General features: G+C 68.1%; 9 protein-coding genes. 5 read left to right on the top strand and 4 right to left on the bottom strand.

Annotated elements, in window-relative coordinates; genetic code table 11:
• The first annotated feature begins 311 nt into the window (after nucleotides 1-311).
• A complete protein-coding gene (locus BLU84_RS05830) occupies nucleotides 312-3,557 on the top strand; it encodes a discoidin domain-containing protein (protein WP_074863932.1) in 3,246 nt (1,081 codons plus the stop codon).
• Between the two features lie 100 nt (nucleotides 3,558-3,657).
• Here BLU84_RS05830 and BLU84_RS05825 read toward each other — a convergent pair whose 3' ends face one another.
• The 3 genes from BLU84_RS05825 to BLU84_RS05815 form a co-directional block, all read right to left on the bottom strand.
• Nucleotides 3,658-4,674: a zinc-binding alcohol dehydrogenase family protein gene (locus BLU84_RS05825; protein ID WP_074863929.1), complete on the bottom strand. Its 1,017-nt coding sequence runs from the start codon at nucleotides 4,672-4,674 to the stop codon at nucleotides 3,658-3,660.
• A gap of 128 nt (nucleotides 4,675-4,802) precedes the next feature.
• Entirely contained in the window at nucleotides 4,803-6,047 is a 1,245-nt protein-coding gene (locus BLU84_RS05820) for an SGNH/GDSL hydrolase family protein (protein WP_074863926.1), read from the bottom strand.
• A 202-nt stretch (nucleotides 6,048-6,249) separates the two neighbouring features.
• Complete coding sequence (locus BLU84_RS05815; protein ID WP_170849099.1) at nucleotides 6,250-7,515, bottom strand: MFS transporter; 1,266 nt, start codon at nucleotides 7,513-7,515, stop codon at nucleotides 6,250-6,252.
• A gap of 103 nt (nucleotides 7,516-7,618) precedes the next feature.
• Between BLU84_RS05815 and BLU84_RS05810 the strand changes: the two genes are divergently transcribed.
• Complete coding sequence (locus tag BLU84_RS05810) at nucleotides 7,619-8,533, top strand: LysR family transcriptional regulator (RefSeq protein WP_074863922.1); 915 nt, start codon at nucleotides 7,619-7,621, stop codon at nucleotides 8,531-8,533.
• A 901-nt stretch (nucleotides 8,534-9,434) separates the two neighbouring features.
• On the opposite strand, the gene BLU84_RS05805 is transcribed toward BLU84_RS05810, so the two are convergent.
• Entirely contained in the window at nucleotides 9,435-10,226 is a 792-nt protein-coding gene (locus BLU84_RS05805; RefSeq protein WP_074863919.1) for a DODA-type extradiol aromatic ring-opening family dioxygenase, read from the bottom strand.
• 205 nt (nucleotides 10,227-10,431) lie between these two features.
• Between BLU84_RS05805 and BLU84_RS05800 the strand changes: the two genes are divergently transcribed.
• The 3 genes from BLU84_RS05800 to BLU84_RS05790 all read left to right on the top strand — a co-directional run.
• Complete coding sequence (locus tag BLU84_RS05800) at nucleotides 10,432-11,883, top strand: bifunctional 2-methylcitrate dehydratase/aconitate hydratase (protein WP_074863916.1); 1,452 nt, start codon at nucleotides 10,432-10,434, stop codon at nucleotides 11,881-11,883.
• A 270-nt stretch (nucleotides 11,884-12,153) separates the two neighbouring features.
• Entirely contained in the window at nucleotides 12,154-13,233 is a 1,080-nt protein-coding gene (locus BLU84_RS05795; RefSeq protein WP_074863912.1) for an OmpA family protein, read from the top strand.
• 433 nt (nucleotides 13,234-13,666) lie between these two features.
• Nucleotides 13,667-13,950: outer membrane beta-barrel protein (locus BLU84_RS05790; protein WP_139174782.1), on the top strand; the 284-nt coding region annotated here is incomplete at its 3' end.

Below are 13,950 nucleotides of genomic sequence, written 5' to 3'. Positions count from 1 at the left end.
CGGCCCCCTTTTTTTGTCAATTTTCCGCGCGAATGCGTGCTTTTTGCGCAGCCAGTGCGCAGGCTGCAACGCGGCGGACGGCCGCAAGCCCAGCGCACGCTCGTCCGTTTCCGGCCGGCCGTCGCGACCGATCCATGCGCGCCGGCACAGTGACCCCGCCGGCCGTCCGGAGGCTCGCGGCCGCTGGCGCTTTCTGTGAGTGCGGTCGCGTCAGGCGGACGGAGATTCGGGCTGACTGGCGCCGAATCAGGAATCGCCCCGGCCCGCGGCCTTGCGGATCCGGCGCGCACCGCGATCAGGAGGATCCGACGATGGCCCCGTCCGCCCGCATCACCCCGCGCATTCGCCCTTGGCTGTCGTCGCTGACCCGAGCCGCGCTCGCGCTGATGTTCGCGCTGATCGCACTCGCACCTGCGCACGCGCAGGTCTGCGACACGCCCAATCTCGCCCGCGCCGGCAACGCGGTCGGCCATTCGACTTACCCGGGCTATTCCGCGCAGCGCGTCAACGACGGCAACCGCAGCACCGATCTGGGCGGGCAGGCGAGCTGGGTCAACGACCGCGGCCAGACCATGACCCTGGACCTGTTCCTGCCCAGCGCGGCCAATATCGACCGGGTGCAGTTCTTCACCACGCGCGGCTACGAAGCCATCGCCTACGACATCCAACTGCGCATCGGCGGCAGCTGGACCACGGTGCATTCGGTGCGCGGCAACACCGGCGTGTCGCGCGACGACCGCTTCGCGCCGCGCCTGGCCGATGCGGTGCGCATCGTCGGCATCACCGGTTCGGCGGCGCAGGCGTTCTACTTCCGCATCAACGAGCTGGAAGTCTACGACTGCCGCTCGGCCCAGAACGCGACCTTGCGCGGTCGCGTGCTCGAGTTCGGCACCGGCGCGCCGGTGGCCAACGCGCTGGTCGATCTGGGCGGCGGGCGCACCACGACCACCGACGGCAACGGCAACTACACCTTCCTCGGCCTGCCCGCGGGCACCTACACCACGCGCCCGGCGCTGGCCGGCTGGACCTTCGGCAGCGACGCTTTTCTGCGCGACCGCTACACCATCGCGGTCAACGGCGGTTCGCCGTCGATGCCGATCCTGTGGGGCTATCGGCGCAATCCGATCGTCTACGTCAGCGGCTGGACCGACAACATCAACCGCTTCACTCCGGTATTCGACGCGTTGCGGCAAGCCGGCTACCGCGGCTTCGACGCCGACATCCAGACCAGCCTGGGCTTCACCCCGCCGCTGCGGGTGAACGCCTTGCGCGTGCGTTCGGCCATCGACACTGCGCGCTACGAAACCGGCCAGCCGCGGGTGATCCTGTTCGCCCACAGCATGGGCGGGCTGGTCGCGCGCTCGTACGTCGAGAGCCTGCTGTACCGCAACGACGTCTCGCAGCTCTTCAGCTTCGGCACCCCGCACCGCGGCGCGCCGGCGATCACCGGCCTGGCCTGCCTGCCGAACCAGCCGGCGGTGTGCGAGATGATGAAACCGAGCATGCAGCTGTTCAACATCACCCACGGCCAGCGCCCGGGCGTGGTCTACCACGCGGTCGGCGGCGACGCGCCGATGTGGCGCCAGCATCAGGTGTGCTTCCGCATCTTCGGCCGCCGCATCTGCCTGTTCTCGATCCCGCTGCCGAGCTTCGAATTCCGCAACGGCTGGGGCTGGACCTCGGGCCTGTTGATTCCCGGCGCCGACGACGGCCTGATCCAGACTTACAGTTCCACCGGCATGCCGGGCTACCTGGATCGCATGAACACCCAGGAAATCCATATCACCCCGACGCTGGGCTCGCGCGATTACTACAACTGGAGCGGCGGCCTGAGCGGGCACGCCTATTGGAACTGCGTGCACCCGGTGCTGGTCGCGCGTTCGCGCAGCCATTGCGGCTCGGCCTCGTTCCAGTTCCCGTTCGGCGGCGGTCTGCTGCGCGAGACCGAACCGCTCGGCGACACGCTGGCGGTCTACAACCCGGCGGCGCCGAGCGGTTTCGCCGCCGGCGAGGAATACAACCAGCGCAGCCTGAATCTGCGTTCGGTGTTGAAGGCCGGCGGCAAGATCGAGCGCGAGCTGCTGATCGACGGCAGCCCGACGATGTTCGCCGCGCGCTGGAGCGCCGGCAGCGCGCGCGTGACCTTGGTCGATCCGAGCGGGCGCGTGTTCGATCCGGAGTTCGCCGCGTCGGTCTACGACGGCGAGCCGCAACCCGGCGAGCCGGTCACCGACAAGCTCGAGCCCGACATGGTGCTGTATCAGGCCGAAGGCACCACTGCGAGCTATCAGCTGCTGGCGCCGCGCCCGGGGCGCTGGCGCATGATCGTGGAAGGCGGTTCGGATATCGCCGGTAGCACCGAACTGGAGACTTCGGCCTCGTTCGTCAGCCCGTTGGGCGTGCAGCTGGATGCGTTGTTCCCGTTCCTGGTCAGCGGCGCCCAGGCCGAACTGGTGCTGGAGCCGACCTCCGCGCTGTTGAGCGCGACCGGCTACCTGCAGGTGCGCACGATCGACGGCAAGGTCGACACGCTGCCGCTGGCGCGCCGCGACGACGGCCGCTTCGTCGGCCGCTACAACGTGCCCGACGCGCCCGGCAACGCCGAAGTGTCGTGGTTCGTGTCGGGCCTGACCGCGACCGGCCTGGATTTCGAACGCGGCGGCAGCGAGTCGGTGCAGATCGGCAAGCGCAGCCTGGGCGTGCGGGTGACCGGCGCGGAAACCGCGGTGCCGCTGCCCGACGGGTCGGCGAAGCGCTACGCCGCGCTGGAGGTTCCGGTGGAGATCCAGTCCAGCTACGCGGGCGCGGCGATGGTGTCGGCCGATCTGGTCGACCGCGACGGCCAAGTGGTCGCCAACGCGGCGGTGCCGCTGGAGGTCGCGGTCGGCGCCAACGCCGCGAGCCTGCGCTTCGCCGGCGAAGACCTGTTCGCCAGCCGCCGCGACGGGCCGTATCGGCTGACCAATCTGATCACCACCGATCAGCGCTCGGCGGCGAACCTGTCGGAGTGGTTGAACGATCAACTGCAGACCCAGGCCTACGATCACCGCCTGTTCGGCCCGGCGCCGCCGCGCGCCTGCGCCGCGGGCAATCTGCTGGCCGGCGGCGCGGCCAGCGCGAGCGACACGGCGCCCGGCTACAGCGCCGCGCGCGCCACCGACGGCGACACCAACACCGCCTTCGGCGGCCAGTACAGCTGGTCGAGCGTGGGCGATGCGGACAAGGCGCAGGCCAAGGCCAGCTTCTACAACCGGCTGCAGGTCGCGTTGCCGACGGCGGCCGAGGTCGATCAGGTGCTGGTCTACACCACGGACGGATGGGAAGTGCGCGATTACGACCTGGAGTATCTGGACGGCGAGACCTGGCGCCTGGTCGAGGAAGTGCGCGGCAACGTGCAGACCGTGCGCGAGCATCGCCTGCCGACGACCCGGATCGGGCAGTTGCGCATCGTCGGCTACCGCGGCCCGGACCACGATCCCAGCCGCATCCGCATCAACGAAATCGCCGCGTATCGCTGCGCCAGCCGGCCGACCCGCACGGCGCTCCGGGCCAACTGAGCGGCTGCGTCCGCCCCGCCGGTAGCGGCGGGGCGGAGCGGACATCATCGTCCGCGTGCGTGCATTGCGCTGAACGCAAGCGGGCCGCGTTCGGGCTTGCTCACCAGCCCGCCAGCACCAGCTTGCCGATGGTCGCGCCCGATTCCAGCCGGCGGTGCGCCTCGCGCATCGTCGCCGCATCGATGCGGCCCAGGGTTTCGGTATGGGTGCCCTGCAGCTCGCCGGCGTCGATCAGCTGCGCCACGCGGTCGAGGATGCGGCCTTGCTCGATCATGTCCGGGGTGCGGAACTTCGGCCGCGCGAACATCATTTCCCAGTGGATGCCGATGCACTTGAGCTTGTACGGGTCGCCGATCTTGAGCGCGCCGGCGGGCTCCACGATCAGGCCGACGCTGCCTTGCGGCGCCAGCAGTTCGCCCAGTTCGTCCCAGTAGCGCGCGGTGTCGGCGAGGTTGATCGCTGCGTCGACTTGTTCGATGCCCAGCGCCTGGAGCTGCGGCGTCAACGGCTGGCGATGGTCGACGACGTGGTCGGCGCCCATCCTGCGGCACCAGGCGACGGTTTCGGCGCGCGAGGCGGTGGCGATCACGCTGAAGCCCGCGCGCTTGGCGATCTGGATCGCGATCGAACCCACGCCGCCGGCGCCGGCGATCACCAGCAAGGTCTTGCCGCGGCCGCCGGTCTCGCTGTCGAAGGGCATGCGCTGGAACAGCAGCTCCCAGGCGGTGATCGCGGTCAGCGGCAAGGCCGCGGCTTCGGCCGCGCTCAGCGACTTCGGCGCGGCGCCGACGATGCGCTCGTCCACCAGTTGCAGTTCGCTGTTGCTGCCCGGGCGGGTGATGTCGCCGGAGTAGTACACCTGGTCGCCGACCTTGAAGCGGGTGACGTTTTCGCCGACGGCTTCGACGGTGCCGGCGGCGTCATAGCCGAGCACGCGCGGCTGCGCTTCCACCTGCGGCTTGGGCGAGCGCACTTTGGTATCGACCGGATTGACCGAGACCGCCTCGACCCGCACCAGCAGATCGTGGCCGCTGGCGACGGGCGCGGGCAGTTCGACGTCGGTCAGCGATTGCGGATCGTCGATGGGCAGGTAACGGGTGAGGGCTACGGCTTTCATTGCGGACTCCGGTTGCGAGGGGAATGCGGGGAGCGGCGTCGCCAGGGCGATGCCGGATTGTGCGGGATCGTGGATTACGGCGCCGAGAAGCCGGGCGGTGAGGCTGGGCTAGGCTCGATGCTCTGGGTTCAATGCGCGCCGAACAGCACCGCCTCATCGAGCGAATCGGCCATCGCCCGATAACCGGCGTCGCCCGGATGCAGGCGGTCGCCGGAATCGAACGCGGCGCGCATGCGCGTGGGGTGGGCCGGGTCGCGCAGCAGCGCGTCGAAGTCGGCGACGGCGTCGAACTCGCCGCTGCTGCGGATCCAGGCGTTGACCTGCTGGCGCACGCGTTCCTTGTCCGGGTTGAAGTAATGCTTGACCGGCGCGTCCGGCAGCGCGTCTTCGAACGGGGTGAGGGTGGCGCCGACGATGCGCACGCCGGCCTGGCGCGAGCGCGCGATCAACTGGCGGTAGCCGTCGATCAGGCGCTGCGCGCTCATCGCTTCGCGCGCGGGCTCGAACGTACTGCCGGGCCAGCCGATGTCGTTGATGCCCATCAGCACCACCACGCTGTCGGGGCGTTGCGCCAGCACATCGCGTTCGAACCGCGCCAGCGCGTTGACGCCCATGCCGTCGTTGAGCACCTGCGCGCCGGAGATGCCGGCGTTGAGCACGGCGATGCCGCGCGGCGCCAGGCGTTCGGCCAGCGCGTCGGGCCAGCGGCGGTTGCGGTTCGGGGTCGAGGCGGCGCCGTCGGTGATCGAGTCGCCGAACGCAACCACGCTGCGGGCGCGGCGCGCGGATTCGACGTAGATGCCGCTGAGGTAAGGGCGGCTGGGGATCGTCGCGGCGCCGTCGAACGCGGCCTGCGCGCTGCGGTCGCCTTGGGCGAGGTAGGCATCGCGCAGTCCTTCCCAGTGGAAGCTGCGCAGCGCGGTGTCCTGCGGCAAGTACAGGCTGACGGCGACTTCGGCCAGCGCCGGCGCGCTGAGATCGACTGGATCGCTGAGCACCGGCGCGCCCGGCAGCAACGTCACCGAGCTGCGGCCGCCGAAGGTCAGCGCGCGGTCGCTGCCGGCGTCGATGCGCGAACCGCCGAGGCTGCGGGCGATGCGCGCCGCGCCGATGGTCACCGGTTCGCGGCCATAGGCGTTCGACAAGGCGATGCGCACGCGCTCGCCGCCGACGCTGAGGCGCGCGACCTGGCGGATCGTCTGGTCGCCGATGCGGTCGGGCGCGTTGTTGGGAAGGACGAAGTCGGCGCCCCAGGTGGCTTGCGGGCTGGCGATCCAGGTGCTTGTCCACTGGGTTGCGTTGCGGGCGTGAGCGGGGGCGAGCAGGGACAGCGCGAGTGTGGCGGCGAAGAAGGTTTTGCGCAGGGGGTTCATGGATGTGGGCCGTGGAGGCGTCGCAGGAGCGGCGCGGGAAGTTTGGGTTTCTGTTCGAAGCCGGTTTGTTTGCCGTCATTCCCGCGAAAGCGGGCTCTGCTTTTATTTCGGCGAAGCCGAACATCCAGAGACTTCAGAGCCATGTCGCGTTGAAGCCCTGGATCCCCGCCTTCGCGGGGATGACGGGGAGGGGGGCTTTCGCTCACCCTGCGCAAGCCGCCGCCGTCGCGGGCCCGGCGGTATGCGTCGTAACCACGCGCCCTTTCGCATCCAGCCGCGCCGCCACTACCGCCAGCACCAGACCCGACAGCGTCACTAACGCTGCGACCCAAGTCACCGCGCCCAGCCCCGGGCCGTACTCGATCACCGCGCCGCCAAGCCACGCGCCCAGCGCATTGCCGAGATTGAACGCGCCGATGTTGAGGCTGGAGGCCAGGTTCTGCCCGGCCGGGTCGGTCTTCTGCAGCACCCACAGCTGCAGCGGCGGCACCGTCGCGAACGCGGCCACGCCGAGCAGGCCGACGAAGGCGACCGTGGCGATCTTGTCGTGCAGGGCGAAGGTCATCACCCCCAGCACCGCCGCCAGCGCGATCAAGGTCGCGATCAAGGCCGGCGCCAGACGCTGGTCGGCGAAACGCCCGCCGATCAGATTGCCCAGGATCATGCCGCCGCCGAACACCAGCAGGATCGGCGACACCGCCGCTTCGCCGAAGCCGCTGATCGAGGTGAGGATCGGCTGGATGAAGGTGTAGACGGTGAACACGCCGGCGAAACCCAGCACCGTCATCAGCAGGCCCAGCAGCACCTGCGGATGCAGCACCGCGCTCAACTCGCGGCGCAGCGCCACCGGCTCGGGCTTGGCGCGGTCGCGCGGCACCAGCGCGGCGATCACCACCGTGGCGACCACGCCGATCGCGGCCACCGCCCAGAACGTCGAGCGCCAGCCGAACTGCAGGCCCAGCCACGCGCCGGCCGGCACGCCGAGCAGGGTGGCCACGGTCAGGCCGGTGAACATGATCGAGATCGCCGAAGCCTTGCGGTCCTGCGGCACCAGAGCGGTGGCGACCACCGCGCCGACACCGAAGAAGGTGCCGTGGGCGAGCGAGGTGATGACGCGGGCGATCATCAGCACCGTGTAGTTCGGCGCGATCGCGCAGACGATGTTGCCGAGGGTGAAGATCAGCATCAGCGCCACCAGCACCGCCTTGCGCGGCATGCGCTCGGTGGCGATGGTGAGCACCGGCGCGCCGACGAACACGCCCAGCGCGTAGCCGGAGATCAGCAGCCCGGCCGCGGCCAGCCCGACCTGCAGATCTGCGGCGACCTGCAACAGCAGGCCCATGATGACGAACTCGGTGGTGCCGATGCCGAACGCGCCGACGGTCAGCGCGTACAGCGCCACCGGCAGGCGCGCGCGGCCGCCCGCGGCGGGCGCGGGCAGGTCGGCGGAAGAGGAGGGGGCGTGCATGGGACGCATCCGGGAGGGGAGGGATGCGGCAGTCTGGGCCGTTGCATCTTGTGGAAAAACCCGCAGGATGACGAATCACTCTCAACCCAGAATTGAAAATCGCGTGGACCGGATCGCCGACCTGAACCTGTTCCTGCGGGTCCTGGACCTGGGCTCGATCAGCGCCGCCGCGCGCAGCCTGGACCTGTCGGTGGCGGTCGCCAGCCAGCGCCTCAAACGCCTGGAGCGCGACCTGGGCGTGCGTCTGCTGCACCGGACCACGCGGCAACTGCACGCCACCGCCGAAGGCCAGGCCCTGGCCGAGCGCGGCCGCGCCCTGATCGAGGAACTCGAAGGCCTGACCGACGACCTGCGCCGCGCCGGCAGCGAACCGGCCGGACTGGTGCGGGTGACCACCTCGGCCTCGTTCGGGCGCATGTACCTCTCGCCGCTGCTGCCCGAGTTCCAGCGCCGCTACCCGCTGGTGCGGCTGAGCGTGAACCTCAGCGACGAAAACCTCGACCTCGTCGCCGCCGGCATGGACCTGGCGATCCGCATCGGCGCGCTCGGCGATTCGACTCTGGTCGCGCGCAAGCTCGCCGACAACCGCCGCGTACTGGCCTGTTCGCCCGACTACCTGCGCCAGCACACCGCACCGCGCGTGCCGCAGGATTTGGCCGAACACGAATGCCTGGTGCTGGTCGGCGCGCACGGCCGCCTGGAAGACTGGCGCGTACTCGACGCCGCCGGCGCCGAAACCGTAGTGCGGGTCAACGGCCGCCTGGAAAGCAATTTCGGCGAAGTCCTGCGCGACGCCGCACTGGCCGGCCTCGGCATCGCCCACTTCTCGGTCTGGCACGTGCACGAAGACCTGCGCGCCGGTCGCCTGGTGCAGGTACTGCCCGAGCACCGCCTGCCCGAAACAGCGATCCACGCCGTGATGCCGCAGCGACGCTACGTGCCGTTGCGAGTGCGGGCTTTCATCGACTTCGTCGCCGAGTCTTTCGGCGAGGTGCCGCCGTGGGAGCGCGGTGGCTGAAAGGCGCTGCGTTGCTGTGATCGAGAGCGACGCGAGTTGCGAAGATGGCAAGGTCGTGGCGATGTCGGGCCATTAGCCAGCGACGGCAGCGAAAGCCAGAGTCCAACCGAAGCGATGCGGCTCTGCCGCAGCGTCTGAAGCCCCGCAACCTCCAGCAAGTCATTCCGGCGTAAGTCGGAATCCATGTGGTTGTTGCCTTTGTTGTTGTTGTTGCTGTTGCCTTTAGCTCCCCCGCCGCCCCGAACTCGCCACAGGCAATCGCAGACCCGAAGGGCGGCGCGCAGGATGCGCGCCGTGCGCCACCCAGGCCATGGATGGCCTGTGTGGCGCATCCCCGCGAACGCACCGAACGATAGTGGCTCTTGATTCGAAAACAAGGAAAGCGCCTTTCTTTGGTTACTTTCTTTGGCAAGACAAAGAAAGTGACCCGGCCGCTTGCGGACGGAAGCTGTTGATCTTCGCTGGTCGTCGCTTGTAATTACGAGAGAGGCAGAAGCAACAGCAAAGTCAAAATGGGTTCCGGCTTTCGCCGGAATGACGGGTGGGGAGCTTCGGGTCTTCGGGCGAGTTCGGCGGAGCTATGTCGCTGCGGTTGGATTCCGGCTTTCGCCGGAACGACGGCGTGGGGGTTGCAGGCTTCGGGAAATCACGGCGGAGCCGCGTGGCTGCGGTTACATTCCGGCTTTCGTCGGAATGACGGGTGGAGACGTTTCGCTTCGGGGAGAGGCGGCGGAGCCGCGTCGCTGCGGTTGGTCGCGACTCGCGTCGCTCCTACAGGAGCTCCGGCGAGTTTCGTATCCGACTGTAGGAGCGGCGCAAGCCGCGACCGCGAACCTTCAGCCACGAAGAACCTCAGCGCATTCCACGCCACAGCCACCGCACCACCGCCACCCACACCAACTCAATCGAACGCAAACGCATCCAACGCCAACGACCCCATCTCATGCGAACGATGAATCGTCCGCGCCGTCGGCTCCGCCCCCGCCGCACCCAAGGCCACGAACAACGGCATCAAATGCTCCACCGTCGGATGCGCCCGCCGCGCATGCGGCGCCCGCGCCTGCCAATCGAGCAACGCCTCGCGATCGCCCGCCGCCAACGCCGCATGCATCCAGCCGGCGAACTCCGCCGCCCAATCGGGCATCGGCGCCTCGCGCTGACCCCAGTCCAGATCGCCGAGGTTGTGCACGAAACCGCCCGAACCGATCACCAGCACCCCTTCGTCGCGCAGCGCCGCCAGCGCCTGGCCGACCGCGTAATGCTGGGCCGCGGTGCCGTAAGGCTGCACCGACAACGGCACCACCGGAATATCGGCCTGCGGATACATCCGCCGCAGCGGCACCCACACGCCGTGGTCGAGCCCGTGGTTGTCGCGCAGCTTCGGGTTCAAACCGGCATCGGCCAAGCGCGCGAGCACCTGCTCGGCCAGCCGCGGCTGGCCCGGCGCGGGGTACTGGATCTGGTACAGCGGCTGCGGAAAACCGCCGAAGTCGTGCACGGTGTGCGGCTGCGCATGGCCGCCGAGCATCGGCCGGTCGGTCATGAAGTGGGCCGAGGCGATCACGATCGCGCGCGGCCACGGCAGCTGCTGGCCGAGCGCATCGAGGAAACGCCCGGCGGGCGAATCCTCCAGCGCCAGCATCGGCGAGCCGTGCGAAAGGAACAGGGTCGGCAGGCGGGTAGGGATGTCCATGCCGCAAGGGTGATCCTCGCACCGGCGATTTGAAAGCCGCGCGTTCGCGCCTGATCGTTCCGCAGTTGTCGGCAATCGGGCCCGCAGTGGCCGATTGTTGAAGGCGAGGCGAGCGCCGGCCGCCGCCGTCTCCATACCGGTGCGGTCCGCCGCGCCGTCGCGGTCTGGCAAAATAGCGGGCTCTCTCACCGCAGGCCTTTCGCCCATGAGCCACTTCGACATCCGTTCGACCGTCCGCCCCGATCCCGACAAGCCGATGGCCGACATCGCCGACTACGTCGCCGATTACAAGATCGACTCGAAGGAGGCCTTCGACACCGCGCGCTACATGCTGCTGGACTCGCTGGCCTGCGCGGCGCTGGCGATGGACCATAAGGAATGCCTCAAGCACCTCGGCCCGCTGGTCCCCGGCGGCGAGATGAAGGGCGGCGCGCGCGTGCCGTTCACCTCCTACGAACTCGACCCGGTCCAGGCCGCCTACAACATCGGCGTGCAGATCCGCTGGCTCGACTTCAACGACACGTGGCTGGCGGCCGAATGGGGCCACCCGTCCGACAACCTCGGCGCCATCCTCGGCGTCGCCGACTACCTGGGCCGCAAGGCCGAGGCCGAAGGCGGCAAGGCCATGACCGTGCGCGACGTGCTCGGCCACGCGATCAAGGCCCACGAAATCCAGGGCGGCTACGCGCTCAAGAATTCCTTCAACCGGGTTGGCCTGGACCACGTGATCCTGGTCCGCCTGGCCTCGACCGCGGTCGCCACCCAGATGTTCGGCGGCGGCAAGGAAGAGATCATCACCGCGGTCTCGCACTCGTGGATCGACAACGGCGTGCTGCGCACCTATCGCCACGCGCCGAATACCGGCCCGCGCAAGAGCTGGGCCGCCGGCGACGCCTGCCGCCGCGCCGTCACCCACGCGCTCAACGCCAACAAGGGCGTGGTCGGCTACCCGAGCGCGCTGTCGGTCAAGACCTGGGGCTTCTACGACATCTCGTTCAAGGGCAAGCAGTTCGAGTTCGAGCGTCCGTTCGGCAGCTACGTGATGGAGAACGTGCTGTTCAAGATCTCGTTCCCGGCCGAGTTCCACGCCCAGACCGCGGTCGAGTGCGCGATGAAGCTGCACGATCAGGTCAAGGACAAGCTCGACCAGGTCGAGCGCGTCGAGCTGGAGACCCAGGAAGCCGGCGTGCGCATCATCGACAAGACCGGTCCGCTGGCCAACTACGCCGACCGCGACCACTGCCTGCAGTACATGGTCGCCGTGCCGCTGATCTTCGGCCGCCTGACCGCCGACGACTACGTCGACGCCGTCGCCGCCGATCCGCGCATCGACGCGCTGCGCGACAAGATGGTGGTCAAGGAGAACGAGCAGTTCACCAAGGACTACTTCGATCCCGACAAGCGCTACATCGGCAACTCGGTGCAGGTGTTCTTCAAGGACGGCACGTCCACCGACAAGGTCTCCATCGACTTCCCGATCGGCCACCGCAAGCGCCGCGCCGAAGGCATCCCGGTGCTGATGGCCAAGTTCGAAGCCGCCATCCGCGCCAAGCTGCCGGCCGCCCAGGCCGAGCGTCTGCTGGCCCTGGCCAACGACCCGGCCGCGCTCGAAGCCCTGCCGGTGACCGAGTTCATGAGCCTGTTCGTGCGCCAGTAATGCGCCCGGTGCGAACCCGCGTGCGGGTTCGCACTTCATTCGCACTTCAGAAGTGCAGTTCCAGCTGAATGGAACTGCACTTTCTAAACTGAACGAATTGCGACCGGATCCCATTATTCATGGAACCGGCTCGAATGTTAGACGGTTGTTAACACCGCTTTCACGTTGGCAAACCTAACCTGCGCGGGTCGGCGTCGGTCCAGGCGGCCGCCGCGAACGGTAGAAACCTCGCAGACGCGGTTTCCTTTAATAAGAAACAGGAGCTAGAAGATGAATAAGAAACTCCTCTGCGCCGCCCTGCTGGGTGGCCTGAGCCTCGCGCAGGTCGCCAGCGCCCAGGACTTCGACGACCGCTGGTATCTCACCGGCGCTGCCGGCATGAACATCCAGGACAACGATCGCGGCACCCGCAACGCGCCGTTCGGCGCGATCGGCCTGGGCAAGTTCCTCAACAAGAATTGGTCGCTCGACGGCGAACTGAACTATCAGAACCCGAAGTTCGACGCCAACCAGGACGCCAACTGGAGCCAGTACGGCATCTCGCTGGACCTGCGCCGCCACTTCGTGACCGACGGCCGCAACTGGAACCCGTACATCCTGGCCGGCATCGGCTACCAGCGTTCGGAAGAGGAGTACTTCATTCCGTCGCCGCTGTCGCCGGGCAAGCGTAAGGACGGCAACTTCGCCGCCAAGGTCGGCGTCGGCATCCAGGGCGACCTGGGCCGCGTCGGCATCCGCACCGAGCTGGCCTACCGCGCCGACTTCGACGACCAGAGCGTCAACGCTTCGAAGGAAGACTGGTTCGGCGACGTGCTGGCCTCGGTCGGCATCGTGGTGCCGCTGGGTCCGGAGCCGAGCGCCCCGGTCGTCGCTCCGCCGCCGGTGCAGCCGGGTTGCGCGGACAAGGACGACGACGGCGACGGCGTGAACAACTGCGACGACAAGTGCCCGAACTCGCAGGCTGGCCAGACCATCGGTCCGGACGGCTGCCCGGTTCCGGTCACCATCGACCTGAAGGGCGTGAACTTCGATTTCGACAAGGCCACCCTGCGTCCGGATGCGATCGCCATCCTCAACGAGGCCACCGAAATCCTGAAGCGCTACCCCGAGCTGAAGGTCGAAGTCGCGGGCCACACCGACCTGTGCGGTAAGGACGCGTACAACCAGAAGCTGTCCGAGCGCCGCGCCAAGGCCGCCTACGACTACCTGACCAGCAACGGCGTCGACGCCGGCCGCCTGGTCGGTCCGATCGGCTACGGCGAGAGCCGTCCGCTGGAGCAGACCCCGCAGACGCTGCCGGGCTGCAAGAGCGAGAAGAACCGTCGCACCGAGCTCAACGTCCAGAACTGATTCGGACGCAGCGACCGCCGCGGGCCTTCGGGTCCGCGGCATGCGATACCCGGGAGCCCGGCCCCGCGCCGGGCTTCCTTGTTTATGCAGGGACTGGATTTTGTAAGGCCGGTTCTTGCCGACGAGCGGCGCGAATATGGAACTGCAGCGCAGTTTTTCGCGCAGTATCCGACCGTTCGTCGGCGCGGCTGTTCCGATGTGTGCGTAAAAGCTACGGAAGCGTTACACACGAATCGGTTCTTGGCCGCCTGAACTACGTTAAGTGGTATTAACAAACTTCTTGACAGTGTATGATCCCCCCGCCAGTGACCGCGGCGCTCGGCTCGTGCCAGTGCTGAAAGTGTCTCTGCCGTAGAGTCAGCGCCGCAGAAGACTGTCCCGATCACACAGTCCCGATCTACCCCCCGTTCCGATCGATCTGAAGGAGTTACAAATGAAGATCCGTATGTTGAGCACCGCTTTGCTGGCGGGCTTGGCTTTCTCGCAGGTGGCCAGCGCGCAGGATTTCGATGACCGCTGGTACCTCACCGGCGCTGCCGGCATGAACATCCAGGACAACGACCGCGGCACCCGCAACGCTCCGTTCGGTGCGATCGGCCTGGGCAAGTTCCTGAACAAGAACTGGTCGCTCGACGGCGAACTGAACTATCAGAACCCGAAGTTCGACGCCAACCAGGACGCCAACTGGAGCCAGTACGGCATCTCGCTGGACCTGCG

This window comes from Lysobacter enzymogenes (genome assembly GCF_900106525.1).
GTDB lineage: Bacteria > Pseudomonadota > Gammaproteobacteria > Xanthomonadales > Xanthomonadaceae > Lysobacter > Lysobacter enzymogenes.
The sequence above is the reverse complement of the archived record's forward strand: the minus strand, read 5'-3'. Positions and strand labels throughout refer to the sequence as shown.